At 74.4% G+C, this 18,433-nt stretch carries 20 protein-coding genes and 2 pseudogenes; 19 read left to right on the forward strand and 3 right to left on the reverse strand.

From position 1 onward, the window contains the following. Nucleotides 1-32: 32 nt before the first annotated feature. The 11 genes and pseudogenes from ABEB13_RS13235 to ABEB13_RS13285 all read left to right on the forward strand — a co-directional run bounded on the left by ABEB13_RS13235 (nt 33) and on the right by ABEB13_RS13285 (nt 9,737). On the forward strand, nt 33-1,109 hold the full coding sequence (locus ABEB13_RS13235) for a DegT/DnrJ/EryC1/StrS family aminotransferase (protein WP_425559963.1): 1,077 nt from the start codon (nt 33-35) through the stop codon (nt 1,107-1,109). Between the two features lie 64 nt (nt 1,110-1,173). After that, nucleotides 1,174-2,238, forward strand: a complete 1,065-nt coding sequence (locus ABEB13_RS13240; RefSeq protein WP_345705668.1) for a DegT/DnrJ/EryC1/StrS family aminotransferase — start codon at nt 1,174-1,176, stop codon at nt 2,236-2,238. Beyond that, a complete protein-coding gene (locus tag ABEB13_RS13245; RefSeq protein WP_345705669.1) occupies nt 2,235-3,080 on the forward strand; it encodes a sugar phosphate isomerase/epimerase family protein in 846 nt (281 codons plus the stop codon). The genes ABEB13_RS13240 and ABEB13_RS13245 overlap by 4 nt, the downstream gene beginning before the upstream one ends. After that, entirely contained in the window at nt 3,073-4,386 is a 1,314-nt protein-coding gene (locus ABEB13_RS13250) for a M20/M25/M40 family metallo-hydrolase (RefSeq protein WP_345705670.1), read from the forward strand. The genes ABEB13_RS13245 and ABEB13_RS13250 overlap by 8 nt, the downstream gene beginning before the upstream one ends. Next, entirely contained in the window at nt 4,383-4,787 is a 405-nt protein-coding gene (locus ABEB13_RS13255) for an Ldh family oxidoreductase (RefSeq protein WP_345705671.1), read from the forward strand. The genes ABEB13_RS13250 and ABEB13_RS13255 overlap by 4 nt, the downstream gene beginning before the upstream one ends. Next, nucleotides 4,712-5,490: pseudogene (locus ABEB13_RS13260) on the forward strand (Ldh family oxidoreductase). Before ABEB13_RS13255 ends, ABEB13_RS13260 begins: the two are co-directional and overlap by 76 nt. Beyond that, entirely contained in the window at nt 5,487-6,797 is a 1,311-nt protein-coding gene (locus ABEB13_RS13265; protein ID WP_345705672.1) for a Gfo/Idh/MocA family protein, read from the forward strand. Before ABEB13_RS13260 ends, ABEB13_RS13265 begins: the two are co-directional and overlap by 4 nt. Beyond that, nucleotides 6,794-7,471: a phenylalanine--tRNA ligase beta subunit-related protein gene (locus ABEB13_RS13270; RefSeq protein WP_345705673.1), complete on the forward strand. Its 678-nt coding sequence runs from the start codon at nt 6,794-6,796 to the stop codon at nt 7,469-7,471. The genes ABEB13_RS13265 and ABEB13_RS13270 overlap by 4 nt, the downstream gene beginning before the upstream one ends. Nucleotides 7,472-7,689: 218 nt before the next feature. Then, nucleotides 7,690-8,085, forward strand: a complete 396-nt coding sequence (locus ABEB13_RS13275; RefSeq protein WP_345705674.1) for a hypothetical protein — start codon at nt 7,690-7,692, stop codon at nt 8,083-8,085. Nucleotides 8,086-8,386: 301 nt separating this feature from the next. After that, nucleotides 8,387-9,151, forward strand: coding sequence for an anthranilate synthase component I family protein (locus tag ABEB13_RS13280; RefSeq protein WP_345709655.1), 765 nt, complete (start codon nt 8,387-8,389; stop codon nt 9,149-9,151). Continuing rightward, nucleotides 9,148-9,737, forward strand: a pseudogene (locus ABEB13_RS13285) (anthranilate synthase component II). The gene ABEB13_RS13280 and the pseudogene ABEB13_RS13285 overlap by 4 nt, the downstream one beginning before the upstream one ends. A gap of 386 nt (nt 9,738-10,123) precedes the next feature. Here the strand turns inward: ABEB13_RS13285 and ABEB13_RS13290 are convergent. After that, entirely contained in the window at nt 10,124-10,429 is a 306-nt protein-coding gene (locus ABEB13_RS13290; protein ID WP_345705675.1) for a hypothetical protein, read from the reverse strand. Nucleotides 10,430-10,435: 6 nt separating this feature from the next. Between ABEB13_RS13290 and ABEB13_RS13295 the strand changes: the two genes are divergently transcribed. The 7 genes from ABEB13_RS13295 to ABEB13_RS13325 are packed head-to-tail and all read left to right on the forward strand — an operon-like array spanning nt 10,436 to nt 15,444. Continuing rightward, entirely contained in the window at nt 10,436-11,230 is a 795-nt protein-coding gene (locus tag ABEB13_RS13295; RefSeq protein WP_345705676.1) for a phenylacetate--CoA ligase family protein, read from the forward strand. Beyond that, the gene (locus ABEB13_RS13300) at nt 11,214-11,885 is read left to right on the forward strand and encodes a type 2 periplasmic-binding domain-containing protein (RefSeq protein WP_345705677.1); all 672 of its coding nucleotides are present in this window, start codon (nt 11,214-11,216) and stop codon (nt 11,883-11,885) included. The genes ABEB13_RS13295 and ABEB13_RS13300 overlap by 17 nt, the downstream gene beginning before the upstream one ends. Nucleotides 11,886-11,893: 8 nt before the next feature. Beyond that, nucleotides 11,894-13,162: an amidohydrolase family protein gene (locus ABEB13_RS13305; protein WP_345705678.1), complete on the forward strand. Its 1,269-nt coding sequence runs from the start codon at nt 11,894-11,896 to the stop codon at nt 13,160-13,162. A 54-nt stretch (nt 13,163-13,216) separates the two neighbouring features. Continuing rightward, nucleotides 13,217-13,831, forward strand: coding sequence for an MFS transporter (locus ABEB13_RS13310; RefSeq protein WP_345709656.1), 615 nt, complete (start codon nt 13,217-13,219; stop codon nt 13,829-13,831). Continuing rightward, a complete protein-coding gene (locus tag ABEB13_RS13315) occupies nt 13,807-14,409 on the forward strand; it encodes an MFS transporter (protein ID WP_345705679.1) in 603 nt (200 codons plus the stop codon). Before ABEB13_RS13310 ends, ABEB13_RS13315 begins: the two co-directional genes overlap by 25 nt. 41 nt (nt 14,410-14,450) lie before the next feature. Further along, complete coding sequence (locus ABEB13_RS13320) at nt 14,451-15,113, forward strand: flavodoxin family protein (RefSeq protein WP_345705680.1); 663 nt, start codon at nt 14,451-14,453, stop codon at nt 15,111-15,113. Between the two features lie 28 nt (nt 15,114-15,141). Next, entirely contained in the window at nt 15,142-15,444 is a 303-nt protein-coding gene (locus tag ABEB13_RS13325; RefSeq protein WP_345705681.1) for a chorismate mutase, read from the forward strand. A 40-nt stretch (nt 15,445-15,484) separates the two neighbouring features. On the opposite strand, the gene ABEB13_RS13330 is transcribed toward ABEB13_RS13325, so the two are convergent. Continuing rightward, on the reverse strand, nt 15,485-16,465 hold the full coding sequence (locus tag ABEB13_RS13330) for a DUF2510 domain-containing protein (protein WP_345705682.1): 981 nt from the start codon (nt 16,463-16,465) through the stop codon (nt 15,485-15,487). A gap of 92 nt (nt 16,466-16,557) precedes the next feature. Beyond that, a complete protein-coding gene (locus ABEB13_RS13335) occupies nt 16,558-17,070 on the reverse strand; it encodes a GNAT family N-acetyltransferase (protein WP_345705683.1) in 513 nt (170 codons plus the stop codon). A gap of 428 nt (nt 17,071-17,498) precedes the next feature. Here ABEB13_RS13335 and ABEB13_RS13340 point away from each other — a divergent pair, with 428 nt between their 5' ends. Further along, a complete protein-coding gene (locus tag ABEB13_RS13340; RefSeq protein ID WP_345705684.1) occupies nt 17,499-18,410 on the forward strand; it encodes a TIGR01777 family oxidoreductase in 912 nt (303 codons plus the stop codon). Nucleotides 18,411-18,433: the final 23 nt, after the last annotated feature.

Genomic DNA, 18,433 nt, shown 5'->3' on the forward strand with positions numbered 1-18,433 from the left:
GCGCCGCCTCGCTGCGGGCCGGCTGGGCCGGCCTGGAGGCGCGGCTGCGCACCGTGGCGCGCAGCGGCCGCTTCACCTACGGCCCGCTCGGACGCGAGCTGGAGCAGGCGATCGCCGAACGCACCGGCGCCCGGCACGCGGTGGCCGTGGGCAACGGCACCGACGCCCTGGTGATCCTGCTGCGGGCGGCCGGCATCGGCCCCGGCGACGAGGTCATCGTCCCGGCGTACACCTTCTTCGCGACGGCCTCCTCGGTGCTCCACGTCGGCGCCGAACCGGTGCTGGTGGACATCCTGCCGGGCTCGTACGCGATGGACCCGGAGGCGGCCCGCGCCGCGATCACCGAGCGCACCCGGGCGATCATGCCGGTCCACCTGTTCTCGCAGATGGCCGACATGCGCCGGCTGCGCGACCTCGCGGACGAGCACGGCCTGCTGCTGCTGGAGGACAGCGCCGAGGGCATCGACATGGTGATGGGCGGCGTGCACGCCGGCCTGTGGGGCAAGGGCGGGGTGCTCTCGTTCTTCCCCACCAAGACCCTGGGCTCGCTCGGCGACGCGGGCATGGTGCTCACCGACGACGACGAGGTCGCCGCCCGTGCCCGCCGGCTGCGCAGCCACGGCCAGGAGGTCGACGGCTCCTACGAGTATCTCGAACTGGGCTACAACAGCCGCCTGGACGAGATCCAGTCGGCGGTACTGCTGACCAGGCTGGAGACCCTCGGTGCCGAGATCGAGCGGCGGGCCGAGATCGCGGCCCGCTACGACCGGCAGCTGGCCGCGCTGGCCCCCGCGGTGCGCACCCCGTGGTTCCCGGAGACGGCCGAGCCCGGCAACCCGGTGTTCTACGTCTACCTGATCGAGAGCGACCGCCGGGACGCGCTGGTGGAGTACCTGACCGAGCACGGCGTGGGCACCGAGGTGTACTACCCGCGCGCGCTCACCGAACAGCCCGCCCTCGCCGCGCTGGCGGGCGCCCGGCACCCGGTGCCGGTCGCCGTCGCGGCCAGCCGCCGCGCGGTGGGCCTGCCACTGTACCCCGATCTGACGGACGACCAGGTCGACCGGGTCTGCGAGCTGATCGCCCGGTTCCACAAGGAGACGCCGTGACCACGAGCCTGCCCCCGTCCCGTACTTCGACTGGGACAACCGCTACCCGGACTGGACCGAGCAGGTGGTCGCCGCCGTCCGCGAGGTGGCAGAGTCGGACGAGTTCATCCTGAAGTCCCGGGTGGCCGCACTGGAGACGGCGGTGCGGGAGCGGACGGGTGCCCGGCACGCCGTCGCGGTGGCCAGCGGCACCGGCGCGCTGACCGTCATCCTGGCGGCGCTGGGCCTCGGCGAGGGCGACGAGGTGGTCACCCCGGCCTTCTCGTTCATCTCCACCGCCAGCACCGTCGCGCTGCGCGGCGCCCGGCCGGTCTTCGCCGACGTCGACCCCGACACCGCGTGCCTGGACCTGGCGGCCGCGGAGGCCGCCGTCACCCGGCACACCCGGGCCGTGCTGCCCGCCTACCTGTTCACCACCCACCCGGACATGACCGGCCTGGCCGAGCTGGCCCGGCGCCACGGCATCGCCCTGGTCGAGGACAGCGCCGTCGGCCTGGGCGCGACGGTCGACGGGCGGCCCGCCGGGCGCTTCGGCCGCGCCGGGGTGTACTCGTTCTTCCCGGCCAAGCCGATCGGCGGCGCCGGCGACGCCGGCATGATCGTCACCGACGACGACGACCTGGCCCGCGACATGCGGATGCTCCGCAACCACGGCCAGGACCTCGGGGTGCGCTTCCTGCACCACACGGTGGGCTTCAACTGCCGGATGGACGAGATCACCGCCGCCTTCCTGCTGCAGCGGCTGCCGCACCTGGACGAGTTCCTGAACGCCCGGCGCCGGATCGCCGAGGAGTACCAGGAGCGGCTCGCCCACCTGGCGCCGGACGTCCTCACGCCGCCCGACGGGTACCGCGACCGGGCCGTCTACACCTACGTCGTGCGGGCCCGGCGCCGGGACGAGCTCAAGGAGTTCCTGGCCGGCGAGGGCATCGAGACGGTGGTGTACTACCCGAAGCCGCTGCACCTGCAGCCCGCCTTCGCCCACCTCGGGCACCAGGAGGGCGACTTCCCGGTCGCCGAACGGATCTCCCGGGAGGCGCTGGCCCTGCCGCTCCACCCCGACATGCGGCCCGGGGACGTGGCCCGGGTGGCCGCGGCCGTCGAGCGCTTCTACCGGAGGAGCCGGTGAGCTGGCGGGAACGCTCCTGCGGAATCGGCGACGAGGCGGCCCCCGACCTCGCCGGGCAGATCGCCGTCCACACCGAACTCGGCATCGGCTCGATCGAGTTGCGCACCATCGACGGCCTCGGTCTGCACGAGCTGGACGAGGCCGCGCTGGCCGGGGCGGCCGAGGCGCTGACCGCCGCCGGGCTGACCGTGCCGGTGGTGGACACCCCGATCGGCAACTGGGCCACCACCGTCGCCACCGACCCGGACGGCGAACTCGCCGTGCTGGCCGGCTCGGCGCGCGCGGCCCACGCCCTGGGCGCGGCCCGGCTGCGGGTGATGTCCTACCCCAACGACGGCCGCCCCGAGCCCGAGTGGGCCGCCGAGTCGATCCGCCGCCTGACGGCGCTGGCCCGCGAGGCCGAACGGCTGGGCGTGGTACTGCTGCACGAGAACTGCCAGGGCTGGGCCGGCCAGGGGCCGGAGCAGACGCTGCGGCTGCTGGCCGAGGTCGACAGCCCCGCGCTGCGCCTGGTCTTCGACCTCGGCAACGGGCTCGCCTACGGCTACGAGGCGGGCGAGTTCCTGGAGCGGGTGCTGCCCTGGGTGGACCACGTGCACGTCAAGGACGGCCTGCGCACCGCCGACGGCGCCGTGTTCACCGAGCCGGGCCGCGGCGAGGTCGACGTCGCGGGCTGCGTGAAGCAGTTGGAGGCATACGGGTACCGCGGCCGCTACAGCCTGGAGCCGCACGTCGCGCACATCCCGCACCTGGCGGCGACCGCCGGGGCCGCCGAGCTGGCGGCCGGCTACCGGGCGTGCGCGGAGGCGTTCCGGGCGATCTGGGAGACCGGCCGTGACTGAACGACGCGCCGGCGCCGAGCCGTTCGGCCCGGACGAGCTGGAGTGGCTGCTCGACCTGATGGCCGTCGCCTCGGTCTCCCCGTTCGAGGGCGGCAAGCCCGAACTCACCCTGGACGCCCAGCAGGTCTTCCTGGCCGGTGCGCGCGAGCGCGGCTGGGCCGACGTCCTGCACGCCGCCCCGCCGGCGGCCGTGCTGGAGCGCGCCGACGTGCCCGCGCCCGTCCGCGAGGCCGTCCAGGCGGACCCGGGCCTGCTCGCCACCCAGGCGAGCGCGGTGGTGCGGATGGGCCGGCCCGCCGACCACCGGCGGCGCCTGGTCGTCAACTTCCACGTCGACACGGTGGGCCCGCACGTCGAACCGCGGCTCGTCGACGGGGTGCTGCACGGCCGCGGCGCGGTCGACGACAAGGGCCCGGGCATCGCGGCGGCGGCCGGCATCGCCGCCGCGTTCCGCGACGAGCCGTGGCTCGCCGACACGATCGAGGTGCAGCTCGCCTCCGTGCCGGGCGAGGAGGGCGGCGCCATGGGCACCTACGGCACCCGCTGGCTGGTCGAACAGGGCCTCACCGGGCGGCTGATGCTCTTCGCCGAACCGACCGGCGGACGGGTCATGGACGCCTGCACCGCCGCCATGACCCCGCGCCTGCGGGTGACCGGCGCGGACACCACCGACGACCACCCCGCCGCGGGCCACAACGCCACCGTCGCGCTCGGCTTCCTGGCGGACTTCCTGGCGCGCCGGCTCGGGCCCGTCGTGCACACCCTCGGCGCCAAGCTCTGCGTCGCGGGCCTGCACACCGGCACCTCCCACAACCGGGTCTACGGCACCGGCGAGCTCCGGATGAACATCGCCTACCAGGACGCGCGGCAGGCCGCCGCGGCCGAACGCGAACTCACCGCCCTGCTGCCGCGGGCCCGGGAGGAGTTCGCGGTGGCTCACGCGGGCAACCCGCTGACCGCCCGGCTGGTCGCCGACTGGGACGAGGTCGTCCGCCTCGACTGGCTCAAGCGCGGCCTGCCCGTGCTCGACAACCGGGACGCGGCGATGGAGGGGCTGCTGGCCGCCGCCGGCCTCCCCCGGCACGACGGCCGGGCCGACGGCTCGGCGTTCACCTGCGACGCGATCTGGGCCGGCGGCCCCGACCGGTACGTCGCGGTCTGCGGGCCCGGCGGACTCGACACGCACGGCGCCCACACCCCCGGCGAGTTCGTCGAACTCGACCTTCTGGCCCGCTACGCGCGGCAGATCAAGGAACTCGTGGTGCGCTTCGGCACCCACACGGCAGCACTGGAGGCAGACCGATGACCGTCCGGATCCCGCTGGAGACCCTGCGCGCATTCGCCCGCGAGGCGCTGCACCGCTCCGGCCTCGGCGAGCAGGACGCCGCCACCGCCGCCGAGGTGGTGGTGTACGCCGACGAGCACGGCTTCACCACGCACGGCAGCAACGCGCTCGCCGGCATCTACTCCCCGCGCCTGCTCGACGGCCGGATCAACCCGGCCGCGCAGCCCCGCACCGTCCACGAGAGCGCGTCCTCCGCCGTCCTCGACGGCGACGGCGGGCTCGGCCTGGTCACGACCTCCTCGCCACCGACCTCGCGGTCGCCAAGGCCCGGCAGACCGGCATCGCCATGGTCGCCGTCCGCAACAGCAGCCACTTCGGGAGCGCGGGCTACTACGCGCACCGCGCCACCGAGGCCGGCCTGATCGCCATCGCAATGACCAACTGCGGCGCCCAGGGCGTCGCCCCGCCGCTCGGCGGGCTGACCCGGATGCTCGGCACGAACCCGCTCGCGGTGGCCGCGCCGGCCCCGGCGGCGCCCCGTTCGTCCTCGACATGAGCGCCACCACGGTCGCCACCGGCAAGATCCGGGCCGCCCAGCGCGAGGGCCGGCAGGTGCCCGAGGGCTGGCTGACCACCCCGGACGGCAGCCCGGTCACCGACCCCGACGCGTACTTCGAGGGCAAGGCGGACGTCACCTGGCTGGGCGGCTCTGCCGCCACCGGCGGCGCCAAGGGCTACGGCCTGGCGATCCTGGTCGACCTGCTCTGCGGGCCGCTGGCCGGAGCCTCCTGGGGGCCCACCCCGGACCTGCTGGTGAACGGCGACGAGCGGCCGGACACCGACATCGGCCACACCGTGATAGCCATCGACCCGGCCGCGTTCGGCGCCGCCGAGTCCTTCGGCCGCGGCGCCCGCGAGCTGCTGGACACCGTGAGCGCCTGCCCGCCGGCCGTCCCCGGCGGCCGGGTCACCTACCCGGGTGCGCCGGAGGCCGTCCGCGCCGCCGAGTCCCGCAGCGCGGGCGTGGCCCTGCCCGGCCACGTCGCGGCCCAGCTCGCCGCCATGGCCGAGCGCCTCGAACTCCCGCTCCCCGCCGAGCTGCAGGCCGCGGAGGCAGCGCGATGAGGATCGGTGTGATCGGCCTCGGGGTGATCGCCCCGTACTTCCTGCGGGCGATCGAGCAGGACGACCGGCTGAAGCTGACCGCGGCCTGCGACCTCGACCGGGCGAAGCTGGACGCCCTGCCGGAGGGGGTGGCCCGTTTCACCGACCACCGCGAGCTGCTCGCCTCCGGGCTGGTCGACGGCGTCGTCGTCACCCTGCCCAACCACCTGCACGCACCGGTGGTGACGGCCGCCCTCACCGCGGGCGTGCACGTCTGCTGCGAGAAGCCGCTCACCGTGGCCGGCGCCGACGCCCGCGAGCTCGCGGCCGTCTCGCAGCGCACCGGCAGCACGCTCTTCACCGCCTTCCACCGCCGCTACAACAGCCATGTGCAGCGCCTGGCGGCGGAGTTGCCCGACCGGAGCGAGATCGTCCGGGTGGTCGCCCGCTACCACGAGCGGATCGAGGAGCACACCGGCGACGACCACTGGTACCTGGACCGCGACCGGTGCGGCGGCGGCTGCGTCATCGACAACGGGCCCAACGCCCTGGACGCGCTGCGCCAGGTGCTCGGCGAGCTGACCCTCACCGACGCCACCCTCGGCGACGTCCGCGGCGGCGTGGAGTTCTACGCCGAACTCGAACTGCGCACCGAGGACGGCATCCCGGTCGCGGTCGAGCTGGACTGGGCACTGCCCACCGGCGAGACCAAGGACATCACCGTCCACCTCCGGGACGGCAGCACGCTGGACGCTGACATGCTGGCCGGCTACGAGGGCTTCAAGTCCTCGCTGGACCACGAGTACCGGGGCATCATGGCGGACTTCCGCGCCGCGGTCGAGGCCGGGCCGGAGCGGGTCGACGACGGCCCGGTGGTGGTCGACCTGGTCGAGGAGGCCTACCGGATCGGCCGGCGCAAGGAGCGGCGGCTGCGGATGCCCGCCAAGCGGCCGGTCGAGGCCGCCCTGGTCAAGCTGCTCTTCCACCGCCGGACGGACCGCGGGATGGAACTGTCCCCGTGGGACACCCGCTGCGTACGGGCCGGCGACGTGCACGAGCTGGTCACCACCACCGACCGGCCCGCCGCGGCGGGCGGCCGGGTCGACGCCGTCGGATTCCTCGGATTCGCCGAGTTCCGCGACGCCACGGTGCTCGGAAAGGGCGATCAACTGTGGCTGGGTGAGAGGCTGGTGGGTGTGGTGGCCGGCTTCGACGAATGCCATGCGCCGAACCACTACAACGTCCTGATCCACACCGACCGGCTGCTCAGCGCGGAGGACCTCGACCTGCGGGCGGGCGACCGGGTCGTCTTCAAGGAGCACGCATGACGGACACCACCACCGCCGCGACCCCGGCCCCCATCACCGTGGACGCCGCCGCCGCGGACGCCTTCCCCGGCGTCGAGGTGCTCGGCACCGTCGCGGACGTCCGGGACGAGGGCCTCGCGGAGGCCGCCGAGGAGCTCTGGCTGGCCCAGCACGCCCTCTGGCAGGGTCACTCCCGGGCGGAGATCCGCAACCACCCGCGGGTGGCCGCCTACCGGCAGCTGTCCAAGCTGATCGGCACCGACCCCGACCGCCAGCCGCCGTCGATCCAGGCACTGATCGACCGCGGGCTGCGCGGCAAGCCGGCCGGCGCCTGGCCCCGGATCAACCCGGTGGTCGACGCGGTCAACGCGGCGGCCGTCACCGACCTGGCCGCGCTCGGCGTCTTCGACGCCGACAAGGTGACCGGCGCGGTGCGGCTGACGGTGAGCCGCGGCGGCGAGTCCTTCCTCGCCCTGGGTGCGGACCACTCCGCCGAGCTCGACGCGGGCCGCCTCGTGCTCGCCGACGACGCCCGGGTGCTCTCGCTGTTCGCCCACCGCGACGGCGTGCACCAGTCCGTCACCGCGGCCAGCCGCCGGGTCCTGCTGCTCGGCTGCGTCGTCCCGGGCATCGACCCGCAGTCGGTGGCCGACTCGCTCGTCCGCGCCGCCGCCCTGGTCACCGGGCGCGGTTGACCGTTCCGGCACGGCTCGGGGTGCGGCGCCACGGCGCCGCACCCCCGAGTTCGTACGGCACACGCACCTTTCCGCAGGCCCGAACTGGTCCGTGCACACCGGTGCGAAGTGGTTTGGGTCCGCGACCGGCCGAGATGGTGGAGTGATCCCAGAGACCGACGGAGCGGAGCGGCCGGCGCCGCCCGCCCGCCCGCGGTCCAGGCCCTACCGGGGGATTGATGACCACACTCACCACCTCGTCGGCCACGGACACCCTGACCGTCAGCGTCACTTCGGAGCCGCTGCTCCACCGCGATCCGCTGACGCTCTACCAGGACGTCCGTACCGTCACCGAGGACTGCTACCTCTTCGAGAGCCTGGCCGGACCGGCCGACGACCTGCGCTGCGCCGTCGTCGGCTGGGGTCGGCTCGCCGAACTGCGCTTCCACGAGGACCGGGTGGAGCTCGACGCCGAGGGCCGGTCGGCGACGCACTGGGCGCCGCACTGGACGCGGTGCTCGGACCGGAGCGCCGGCTCGCCGGCCCCGGCCGGGTGTTCGACGCGATCCGGGCCGCGCAGGCGGTCTTCACCGTCCGCACCGACCGTCCCGCCGCCTTCGCCTTCGGCTTCCTGACCACCCTCGGCTACCGGGCCGCCTGGGACATCGAGGACCTGCCGTCGCCCGAACGCGCCGACGACACCCCGCGGCAGACGCTCACCCTCTTCCAGCACACCGCCTGGTACGACCTGGCCACCGGCACCGCCCGGCTGCTGACCGCCACCGGGCCGCTGCTCCCCGAACCGGCACCGCTGCCTCCCGCGGGCCCCCGGCCGGCCACGAGCCGCCGCCGGCGCCGGCCCCGGACGCCGTCCACGACAGCGTCACGGAACGGGAGTTCCTGGCGCGCACCGAGCGCTGTCTGCGCCACATCGGGATCGGCGACGTCTACCAGATCCAGATCGGCCACCGGATCGACGTACGGACGGCACTCGCCCCGCTCGACGCGTACCGGCGCCTGCGGCACCGCAGCCCGGCGCCGTACATGTACCTGCTGCCGTGGGCCGGCCGGACGGTGGTCGGGGCCAGCCCCGAGCTGTACGTCCGGCTGGACGACGGGGTGCTGACCATGCGGCCGATCGCCGGCACGGTGGCCGCGGGGCCGGACGGCGAGGAGGCCGACGCCTCCCGGGCGGCCTCGCTGAGCGGCAGCGCCAAGCAGCGCGCCGAGCACGTGATGCTGGTCGACCTCTGCCGCAACGACGTCGGGCGGGTCTGCCGCCCCGGCACGCTGGGCGTCGACTCGATGATGCGGGCGGAGCCGTTCGGCTACGTCCACCACCTGGTGTCCACCGTCTCCGGGCGGACGGAGGCCGGCGTCGACGTCTGGGACGTGGTGAAGGCGACCTTCCCGGCCGGGACGATGACCGGCGCGCCCAAGATCCGGGCGATGGAGCTGATCGAGGAGATCGAGCGCGAGCCGCGCGGCCTGTACGCGGGCGCGGTCGGCCTGGTCGACGTCCGGGGCTTCGCGGTGTTCGCGCTCTGCATCCGCACCGCCGTGCACCACCGGGGCGTCTACTCCATCCAGGCCTCGGCCGGGGTGGTCGCCGACTCCGACCCTCGCGAGGAGTGGCAGGAGACCAACACCAAGCTGAGCGCCGCCTACTGGGCGCTGACCGGTGAGGAGTCGACCGCATGAACGTCCTGCTGGTGGACGCCTACGACAGCTTCAGCCACATCATCGACCAGTACCTGCGGGCTCTCGGCGCCCGGACGACCGTCGTCCGCTCGCACACCCGGACGCCGGCGCAGCTGGTCGGCCTGGCGCCGGACGTCGTGGTGCTGGGCCCCGGCCCGGGGCACCCGGCCGACAGCGGCCACGTCGAACTCGTGCACGCCTTCGCCGCGGAGCGGGTGCCGATGCTCGGCGTCTGCCTCGGCCACCAGGCGATCGCGCTGGCGTTCGGCGGCCGGGTGTCGGTGGCCCCCGCCCCATGCACGGCAAGACCAGCGCGGTCGACCACGACGGCGCCGGCGTCTTCGCCTCGGCCCCGCCCGGCCCGCTGACCGTCACCCGCTACCACTCGCTGGTCGTCGAGGAGCCGCTGCCCGCCGACCTCCGGCTGACCGCGCGCTCCCTCGACGACCACCAGGCGATGGGCCTGCGGCATCACGAACTCCCGATCGAGGGAGTGCAGTTCCATCCCGAGAGCGTCACCACCCAGGGCGGTGAGCGGCTCTTCGCGGCCTTCCTGGACGGCGCCGCCGTACGCGCCGCGGCCTGACCCCGGCCGCGATCCGGGCCCGCCGACACCGGGCCCCGAGCCGCCATGTCCACCCACCGAACACCCAGAGAGGACACACCGCACATGTGGCTGCCCAGCGAGGGCCCCGCGGCGGAGTTCGCCGCCGACTACCTCCCACTCCACCGAGCCTTCTACGCACGTGAGTTGAGCGACGAGGCGCTGACCGGGTGGCGCACCGCCCAGCTCGCCCGGGTGCTGGACCAGGTGGTCGCCGGATCACCGTTCTACGGCAAGCACCTGGCCGGGGTCGACCTGGCCGCGGTCGGGCCGGACGACCTCACCGACCTGCCCTTCACCACCAAGGACGACCTGCGGCGCGAGATGCTCGACGTGCTCAGCCGGCCGCTGCACGAGGCGGTGTTCTTCTACGAGACCACCGGCACCACCGGCCGCGCCACCCCCTGCCCGCGCGACGGCCGCGAGGTCCTGGCGAGCAACGCGCACGTCACCGAGAGCTGGGCGTCGATCTTCCGGCACCACTTCGGCGACCGCAGGCCGCGGATCGGCCTGATGGGCCCGACCGAGGTGCACTCCTTCGGCGACACCCTGGGCGACGTGGCCCGCAACACCGGCTCGATGAACGCCAAGATCTGGCCGTACTCCCCGGTGATCGGCTTCCCCAAGGCGCTCCAGCTGATGAAGGACCTCGGCCTGGAGGTGATCTGCTGCACCCCGGCGTGGCCCTCACCCTGGCCAAGGCCGCCGAGCACTACGGCTACGACCTCAAGAACGACTTCGGCGTCAAGCTGCTCTTCGTCACCGGCGAGATGTGCACCCCGGCGCTGGCCGCCAACCTGGAGTCGGTCTGGGGCGCGGACGTCTACAACATCCTGTACGGCTCGCAGGAGGCGTTCGTCATCGCCACCGCCTGCCGCAACAAGCGGATGCACCTCTCGCAGACCAATTACCTCTTCGAGGTGGTCGATCCGGACGACGGCACCTCGCACGGGCCCCGCGGCACCGGCGAACTGACCGTCACCATGCTGGTCGACGGGGTGAAGCCGCTGGTGCGCTACCGGACGGGCGACACCGTCGTGGTGGAGGAGTCGGACTGCGACTGCGACATGCCCGGCGACCTCGTCCGGATCGTCGGCCGCACCCTCGACCGGATCAGCCTCGGCGAACAGCGTTTCACCGCCGGGCAGATCGAGACGGCCGTGCTCGGCGGCGTGACCGGCTCGGCCGGCTACCAGGTGGTCATCGAGGCCGACGAGGCCGGCCGCGACCGGCTCACCGTCCGGCTGGAACTGCTGCGCGGCGAGAGCGTCGACACCGCGGCGATCGCCGCCCGCGCCACCGGGGCGCTCGGCGTCCCCGTCACGGTCGAGCTCAGCGACGGCCTCGACCCGATCGTCAGCACCGGCGCCTTCGTCAGCTGGAAGGCCGCCCGGATCGTCGACCGCCGCACCGAGCCCGACCACGAGACCCGGGTGGCCCAGAAGATGGCGGCGAACCGTGGCTTCACCGACTGACGCCCGGCCCGCCGTGACGGATCTGGTCGACCGGCTGGTGGACGAGTTCGCGACCCGATGGACGGACCTGACCGAGCGCTGGGCGGCCAGACCCGGCACCGTGCTCGGCACGCTCGGCCCGAGCGGCACCTCCAGCCACCTGGCCGCCGACTTCCTGGCCGAGCGCTACCCGATCGCGGTGCGGCTCTACCCCGCCTTCGACGAGGTGCTGAACGCCCTGCTGCAGGGCGAGGTCGACATCGTCCTCGTCCCCAGCGCCTACTCCGGGCTGACCAGCTTCCACTGGCACCGCGAGCTCGAACTGCTCGGCTTCTTCCCGCGGGCCACCCCCGACTACGGGATCGCCTCCCGCACCGACGGGTTCGGCGACAAGCCGGAGCTGCGGGTGTCGGCGATGTGGGAGGTCCGCCGGATCTACGACGAGGTGGTGCCGGACGACCTGCGCGAACGCCCGATCACCTGGGTCGACGCCGAGTCCACCCAGCAGGCCGCCGAGATCCTCGCCGCCGGCGGCAGCGACCTCGCGGTCACCAACGGCCCCGGCGTGCGGGCGCACCACCTGCGCTGGATCGCCGCCCGGCCGGGCGCGGAGATCCTCTGGACGGTCTTCGGCCCCCGCACCCAGCCCCTCGCCCCTTCCGCACCTTTGGAGTGAACACCGCCATGGCACCCAGACTGCTGCTGCACAACGTCGGCGTGCAGGAGGGCCTCGGCCGGGCCACCGTGCCCGCCCGGAGCGTCCTGCTCGACGGCGACCGGATCGAGGCCGTCCTGCCGGCCGGCGAGGCCCCGGTCGACACCCCCGGCATCGAGACCGTCGACCTGACCGGCCGCACCGTCATGCCGGGCATGACACTCGGCCACACCCACATCGCCTACCTGGACGTGCACGACGCCCGGGAGATGCTCTTCAAGTACTCCGTCCCGGAGCTGACCCTGCGGGCCGCCGCCAACACCACCGCGCTGCTGGGCTGCGGCTACACCGCGTTCGTCGGCGCCGGATCGGTCTCCGGCATCGACATGGCGCTGCGCCGCGCGGTGGACTCCGGCCGGCTGCTCGGCCCGCGGATCACCCCGTGCAGCCGGGACCTGATGGTGTCCGGCCCGCCGGAGCGGCGCAACGGCGAGGTGAAGAAGCGCATCCCGACCGACCTGATGCGGCTCGCCGACACCCCGGAGGAGATGGCCGAGTACGTCGCCGGGGAGATCGCCGAGGGCGCCGAGATCGTCAAGGTCTTCTCCTCCGGCGACGACACCTTCCCCAACGGCCGTTCGCACGAACTCCTTTTCACCGCCGAGGAACTGGTCGTCGCCGCACGCACCGCGCACGAGCACGGCGCCCGGATCCGGGCGCACTCCCGCGGCCTGCAGGGCATCCGCAACGCGATCGCCGCCGGCGTGGACGTGATCGACCACGCCAGCTACGCGGACGACGCCGCCCTGGAGGCGATCGCCGAGCGCGGCATCTTCGTCGTGCCGAGCCTGCACCAGCCGCACCGGCTGCTCACCACCGGCGAGCAGCACGGGAAGACCACCGACTACCTGGAGTCGCTGGAGTTCACCGCCGAGGTGGAGAACACCCTGCGGATCCTGCCACTGATGGTCGAGATGGGCATCCCGGTGGTGGCCGGCGACGACTTCGGCTTCGCCTGGACTCCGCACGGCAGTTACGCCGAGGAGCTCGAGACGTACGTGACCATGGCCGGCATCCCGGCCCGCGAGGTGCTGCGCTGGGCGACCGCGAACGGCGCGGCGCTGGCCGGCCGCGGCGACGAGGCCGGCACGGTGCAGCCCGGCCGGCTGGCCGACCTGGTGGTCACCGCCGAGGACCCGGCCGAGTCGATCACCGTGCTGTCCCGCCCGGGCGGCATCGAGGCCACCCTGCTCGGCGGCCGCGTGGTCGCCGGCACCCTCTCCCCGCCCGCACCCTGACCGGAGCCGCCCGATGACCGCCACCGCCCCCGGGGCCTGCCCTTCCTGCCCGTACTGGCCGTCGGCGCGTTCGCCATCGGCACCGACACCTTCGTGGTGGCCGGAGTGCTGCCCGAGGTCGCCCGCTCGCTGTCGGTCGGAATCGACGAGGCGGGCTGGATCAGCACCGCCTTCGCGCTGACCTACGCGGTGATGGCCCCGGTGCTGGGCGCCCTCACCGGCCGCATAGACCGCCGGACGATCCTGCTGGTCTCGCTGCTCGGCTTCGCCCTCGGCAACGCGCTCTCCGCGCTGGCACCCGGGCTCGGCCTGCTGCTCGCGGCCCGCGTGGTCACCGCGGCGAGCGCCGCCCTGTACATCCCGGCGGCCTCCGCCGGCGCCGCGGCGCTCTCCGCCCCCGAACGCCGGGCCCGCGCCATGGCGGTGGTGCTCGGGGGCCTGTCCGCGGCGACCGTCGCCGGGGTGCCCTTCGGCACCTGGCTGGCCGCCGACCTGAACTGGCGCGCGACCTTCTGGCTGCTGGCCGGCCTCGGCGTGCTGTGCGCCGCCGCGGTGGCCTTCGGCCTGCCGTCGCTGCGGCTGCCGGCCTCCCCGGCCTGGCCGCCCGGCTCGCCCCGGCCCGCGACCCGCGGGTTGCGGCCACGGTGGCCACCACCCTGCTGTTCATGACCGGCGGCTACCTCGCGCTCACCTACATCGGCGCCGTGCTCGCCCCGGCCACCGGCGGCAACGGCAGCACGCTGGCACTGCTGCTGCTCGCCTTCGGCGTCACCGCGGTGGCGGGGACGACACTGGCCGGCCGCGCGGTCGACCGGTGGAGCCCGTCGCCGGTGCTGCTCGTCTCCGTGCTGCTGCTGGGCGCGGCCGTGGCGACGCTGCCGCTGACCCGGGGCCACCTGGCCACGGCGGCCGTCGCCCTGGCGGTCTGGGGATTCGCCGGGATGGCCACCCAGCCGCCGCAGCAGCACCGGCTGTTCGGCATCGCCCCGCAGTCCGGGCCGCTGCTGATCTCGCTGAACTCCGCGGCCACGTTCGCCGGGATCGCCCTCGGCGGCTGGCTCGGCCAGCAGGTGCTGCGGTCCGCGGACGGCGCCGACCAGGGCCTGGACCGGCTGGGCCTGTTCGGCGGCGCGATCATCGGCCTCTCGCTGCTGGTCGCCCTGGTCGCCACCCGGCTTCCGGCCCCGGCCGCGCCGGCGCCCGCACCGGCGGCGGCACCGGCTCCCGCCGGCGTCTCCGCCGACTGACCCGCCCCCGACCGACCGATCCGACCGGGAGTCAGCGCACCATGGACGAAAGACCAGTGAGCATCCTCGCGATCTGCGGGTCCGAACGGGAGGGCGGCAACACCGATCTCGCGCTCGGGTACGCGGGCCGGCTGCTGCGCGAGCGCGGCGCCCGTTTCGAGGTGCTGCACCTGCGGGACCACCGGATCAGCCCGTGCAGCCCGTGCGGGGACTGCAACAGCCGACCGGTCACCTGCGAACTGCGCGACGACATGCCGTCGATCGTGGCGCGGATGGCGGCGGCCGACGGCCTGATCTACGCCACCCCGGTGCACGGCTTCGGGCTGGCCCACCTGATGCAGATCTTCATCGAGCGGGCCGGCGTGGGCTACCTGCGCTTCGAGCGGCCGCTGGCCAACAAGGTCGGTGGGGTGATCGTCACCGGCCGCCGCTACAGCGAGGCGTCGGTCCACAACCAGCTGGTGGACAACCTGCTGCTGAACCGGATGATCCTGGTCGGCAGCGGCTTCCCGGCACTGCTGCGCAACACGGCGCCGGACCCGGGTCTGAACGACCCGGAGGGCGTGGACGCGCTGGAGCGGATGGTGCACCGGATGCTGGACATGTGCCTGCTGCTGCGGCGCAGTAGGGGAGAATGCCCGGACGACCCGTTGCCGTCGTACGACCGCAACGAGCGGATCTCCCGCCGGGGGCTCCCGGTCTGACCTGTCGTCACCTCCGGGAGCGCCGCGCATGACCACTGTGGACCCTCGCATCACCGACCTGCGGCAGCGGATCGACGCTCTGGACGAGCAGTTGGTGGCCGTCCTGGCCGAGCGGGTCGCGGTGGTGCGCGAGGTGTCGCGGTACAAGACGGACGAGGCGTCGGTGAAGGCCCCGGACCGGGTCGAGCAGGTGGTCGCCAAGGTCCGGGCCCTGGCCGACGGCCACGGCCTGCCGGCCGACCTGGTGGAGCGGCTCTACCGGCTGCTGATCGCCGAACTGACGGCCGTGGAGCTGGCCTGCGTCGAGGAGCGGGTGGCCGGCCGGCCCTGAGCCGGCCGGCCACCGCGGCTTTCGCCCGCCCCGGGCACCGTCAGGTGCCGCTGCCCGAGGTGGAGCGGATCCCGCCGGCGATCTGGTCGAGCACGGTCGGCCGGGGCGCCTTCGGGTCGTCGTCCACACCGCCGTGCAGGAGCACGAACCCGCTGCCCTGCGCGTCCGGCACGGCGATCATCAGGATGTAGCCCTTGGCACCCTGCTTCGGCGTGGCGTACCAGCGGACGGCGTATCCGGTGGCACCCGCCACCGCGATCGGGCCGGAGGTCAGCTCCTCGTGGCCGTCGAGCTCGCCGAAGATCCGCGGCGCGTAGTTCGCCATGGCCGCGCGGGCGACCGTGGCCGCGTCCGTACCGGGGACGGAGACCGCCTCGATGGAGAACTGCCCGCGGATGCACTGCGAGGTCATCCCGCAGTCGTACGGGCCGGTGGTCTCGTAGAGGGAAGTCGCGGAGCTGCCGGTGTGCAGCGTCCAGGCGGCGGGCCGCGGCACGCGCCAGCCGTGCAGCAGGTCGGGCAGGGCGCCGGCCGCGGCAGGCGTGGCGGTGTCGTCGCTGGGCGCCGGGAGCGGCGTGCTCGGGTCCGCGCTGGGCAGGTCGAACGAGGGGACGGAGATGCTCGGCAGCGGGCCGATCACCGCCGGGTCCTTCTTCCCGCTGCCGAGCACGAACACCGCGCCGACCACCGCGGCCACCACCAGCACACCCGCCGCGATGCCGATGATCACGCCGTTGCGGTTCTTCGAGGCCGGCACGGCGGAGGGGTAGGCGTACGCCGGGGCCTGGGGCGGGTAGCCGTACCCGGCGGCGGGCTGCTGCGGGTATCCGTAGCCGGGGTGGGCCGCCGGCGCGGGGGCCGCCGGGGCCGTCCAGGCCTGGGTGGGGGCCTCGGCGATTCCTGCGGCCCCCGCGGCCGGGCGGACCTCGGCCGTCCAGGCGCTGCCGTCCCACCACCGCTCCTGCGCGGTGCCGTCCGGACCGGTGACCGGGTACCACCCGGGAGGAGTGGATGTGCTCACGCGCCGTACCGTACCGGTCCCCGGCCGTGCCGGGCAGGGGCGTCGGGGTCACGACTTGGACGTGCCCGGCGCACACCGGTGCCGACGCGGCGTCAGCCGGCCGACACCCAGCGCCCCATCAGGACGTCGTCCACATACGCACCGTCGATCAGGAACTCCTCCGGCAGCACGCCCTCCGTCCGGAAGCCGCACCGCTCGTAGAGGCGGCGGGCGGCGGTGTTGCCGCCCAGCACGCGGAGGGTGACCCGGCGGGCGCCGGTCCCGTGGGCGGCCGCGCAGGCCGCCTCCACCAGGGCCCGGCCGACGCCGCGGCCGCGGGCCTCCGCCGCGACCGCGAGGCCCTGGATCTGCCGCACGTGCCGGTTGCCGGCAAGCGGTGTCGGTGCCGCGTGCCGGACGTAACCGACGACCCGTCCGGCGAGTTCGGCCACGAGGTAGCCGTCGGCCGGGCTCCGCCCGCCGAAGAAGTCGTGGTCGTCCTCGGCCCGGCGGGGCGCGACATCACTGACCGGCGACCAGGCCGCCCGGTCGAGATCGGCGAGCACCTGGCCGTCCCCGGCGCACGCCGCACGGATGGTCGGTTCGTCGGAAGGCATGCCCGCCATCCTAGGCCGCACCCGCACACCCACCCGCAGGCGAGCGGGCGAGAACACACCCCCTGAGCCGAAGGCCTGGGACGACCGGGCGGAGCGGGGACCGGGCGGGCGGGAGGGGCAGGGCAGCTGCCCTTCCGCCGCGCGCAGTTCCCCGCGCCCCTGGTGGTGAACCCGCCACAGGAAGCTCCCGCCCCGAGCCGAAGGGCGCGCCGGTGTCGAAAGGGAGGCGCGAGGGAGCGACGCAGGAGCGACGGAGCAACGACGGTCGGCGCCGGGTTCGAGCGCCCGGAGGCGAGCGGGCGAGAACACAGCAGCGACGACCGTCGACACCGGATCAAGAGCGGCCGTCGGCGAGCGGGCGAGAACACAGCAGCGACGACCGTCGACACCGGATCAAGAGCGGCCGTCGGCGAGGGGGCGGATGCGAGGATGCCGGTATGCGTATTGCGGTGACAGGTTCCACGGGTCTGATCGGTTCTGCCCTCGTCCGTTCGCTGCTCGCCGACGGGCACGAGGTACGGCGGCTGGTGAGGCGGCGCAGCCGGACGGGCGTGCAGCCGGACGGCACCATCGGGATCGGCTGGAATCCGCACCTGATGCAGGTGGACTCGGCCGGACTGGAGGGCGTGGACGCGGTCGTCCACCTGGCCGGCGCCGGGGTCGCCGACCGCCGGTGGACCGCGTCCTACCGGCAGGAGATCCGGGACAGCCGGGTGCTGGGCACCGAGACGGTGGCGGGTGCGCTGGCCCGGCTGAAGCAGCCGCCGCGGGTGCTGGTGAGCGCGTCAGCGGTCGGCTACTACGGGCAGACCGGCGACCGGGTGATCGACGAGGACGCCCCGGCCGGGGACGACTTCCTGGCCCGGGTCTGCGTGGAGTGGGAGGAGGCCGCCCGCCCCGCGGCGGACGCCGGCATCCGGGTGGTGCACCCGCGGACGGGGCTGGTGCTGTCCGCGGCGGGCGGGGCGGCGGGCCGCATGGTGCCGTTGTTCCGGCTGGGCCTGGGCGGCCGGCTGGGCTCGGGCGAGCAGTTCTGGAGCATCATCTCGCTGGCGGACGAGGTCGCCGCGCTGCGCTTCCTGATCGACCGGAAGGAGATGTCCGGGCCGGTAAACCTGACCGGGCCCCGGCCGGTGACGAACGCGGAGCTGACGGCCGCCTTCGGCCGCGTGCTCGGACGGCCGACCGTGTTCGCCGTCCCGGAGCCGGTGCTGAAGGCGGTGCTGGGCGACATGGCGATCGAGGTGGTGGGCAGCCACCGGGTGGTCCCGGACCGGCTGCTGGCGGCGGGCTTCCGGTTCCGGCACCCGGACGTGGACGCGGCGGTGCATGCGGCCCTGGCCGGCTGACGAACCGTCAGAAGGCAGCTGCA

The organism is Kitasatospora paranensis, from assembly GCF_039544005.1.
GTDB lineage: Bacteria > Actinomycetota > Actinomycetes > Streptomycetales > Streptomycetaceae > Kitasatospora > Kitasatospora paranensis.